The sequence below is a fragment of the Thermostichus sp. MS-CIW-23 genome (genome assembly GCF_054059455.1).
In genome coordinates, this window is the sequence record NZ_JBSSCC010000081.1 from 1 (window position 1) to 1,543 (window position 1,543).

The following is a 1,543-nucleotide window of genomic DNA, read 5'->3' on the forward strand; positions in this document are numbered from 1 at the left end:
GTGGATCGAACTGCACGGGCGGTCGGAAGCAGGAACCCGCCGAGACGACTGCGCAAGGAGCCATCCATGCGTAGCGTGGTAGGAATCTCCGGCCTAAAGGCCGGGGAGGATGTCAATTGCAGAGAGCGAGTACCTTTGCTCAACAGGGTTGAGATTTGTCAACTCTTCTATACAAACCTTCTCAATCCCTTTTTTCAACAACCTTGTAGTCGGTAGAGTGTAGGGCATCTTCTAGGAACAGGCGACGTCAGGATCCTTAGCCCTTAGCTGCCAGGTGATACCGGTCACCGCCCTGAAGCTCTTTTGGGTGCAAGCTGAGAGTAACTGTGGCCACTTCCCAGATCTAGGAGATCGTTTAACCATGCGCAACCTCTCTTCCGTTTTGCTGTTCGGGATCCCTTTGGTAAGCCTAGGCTGGACAGGGATCCCGGTGGTGGCCCAATCCGCCAATCCAGCCCTCTGCCAGCAATTTCCCCAAGACATTCGCTGCACCCTCTCTGCCCCCAGACAGGTGGGACAAGCGCCGCAACCCACATCCCGTCCTCGGATTGCAGTCTTGGACTTTGATTTCAGCAGCCTCAGCAATCCCTACAGCTTCCGCGAGGCTTCTCGGGGGGTGAGCGACCTGTTGGTGGATCGGCTGGTGAGAGATGGCACCTTTTCCGTCATCGAGCGCTCGCGGCTGGACGCGATCTTGGCCGAGCAGAACCTGGGTCTATCCGGTCGACTGGATGCCAACACCGCTGCTCAGGTAGGCCGGATCCTAGGGGTCGATGCGGTGATCCTCGGCAGTGTGACCCAGTTTGATGTGTCTGTGCGCCGTTCTGGGGGTGGGGCACCGGTCTTAACTCCCTTCGGCAGCTTCCCGCTGGCGGTGGGGGCTGAGTCAGTGGATGCCGATGCCAACGTGCAGCTGAATGCCCGCTTGGTGAGCACCAGTACTGCCGAGATCTTGGCCGTGGTCGAGGGCAAAGGCAACGCCAGCCAGTCGGATAGCACGGTCACGGTTGCCGGCTTTGGCGGGGGATCCGCCACCAGCAACGAAGAGAAGCTGTTGGTATTGGCAAGCCAACAAGCGGTGGAGCAAATTGCCCAGCAGTTGGCCGGTTTTGCCGGGCGCTTGGCAGCTCAGCCTCGCTCTCTGCCAACGGTTGACGCCTTGGTGGCGGATGTCTACGGCAACCAGGTGATCCTGAACAAGGGCAGCCGCGATGGCTATCGGGTGGGATTGATTCTTTCTGTGGAGCGCGTCGTCCGCGAGGTGAAGGATCCGGCCACGGGGACAGTCTTGCGCAAATTGACTGAGCCAGCCGGACAGGTCCAACTGACGGAGGTGGATGACAGCTCCAGTGTGGGACGCATTCTCAGCGGGGCAGGCTTCAAGGTTGGGGATGTGGCCAAGCCTGTCCAATGAGCTTTCCCAAGCCCTATCCTCAGGATCCCTCGATGGGAGCATGACTCTAGTCAATAATAAGCTCAACTATACTGAAAATAATGTATAATATGTTCAGTACGGATTACTACCAGTTGATCTTTCTGTTTA

At 57.6% G+C, this 1,543-nt stretch carries 1 protein-coding gene; it reads left to right on the plus strand.

Features of this window, described 5'->3' with window-relative positions; translation table 11 throughout:
• Positions 1–361: 361 nt before the first annotated feature.
• Positions 362–1,414 (plus strand): CsgG/HfaB family protein, encoded by a 1,053-nt coding sequence (locus ACVW0B_RS14310; protein ID WP_011432168.1) that lies wholly within the window; start codon positions 362–364, stop codon positions 1,412–1,414.
• Positions 1,415–1,543 lie beyond the last annotated feature (129 nt).

Coding starts and splice junctions, on each gene's coding strand:
- ACVW0B_RS14310 (WP_011432168.1), top strand. CDS start 362: ATGCGCAACCTCTCTTCCGTTTTGCTGTTCGGGATCCCTTTGGTAAGC.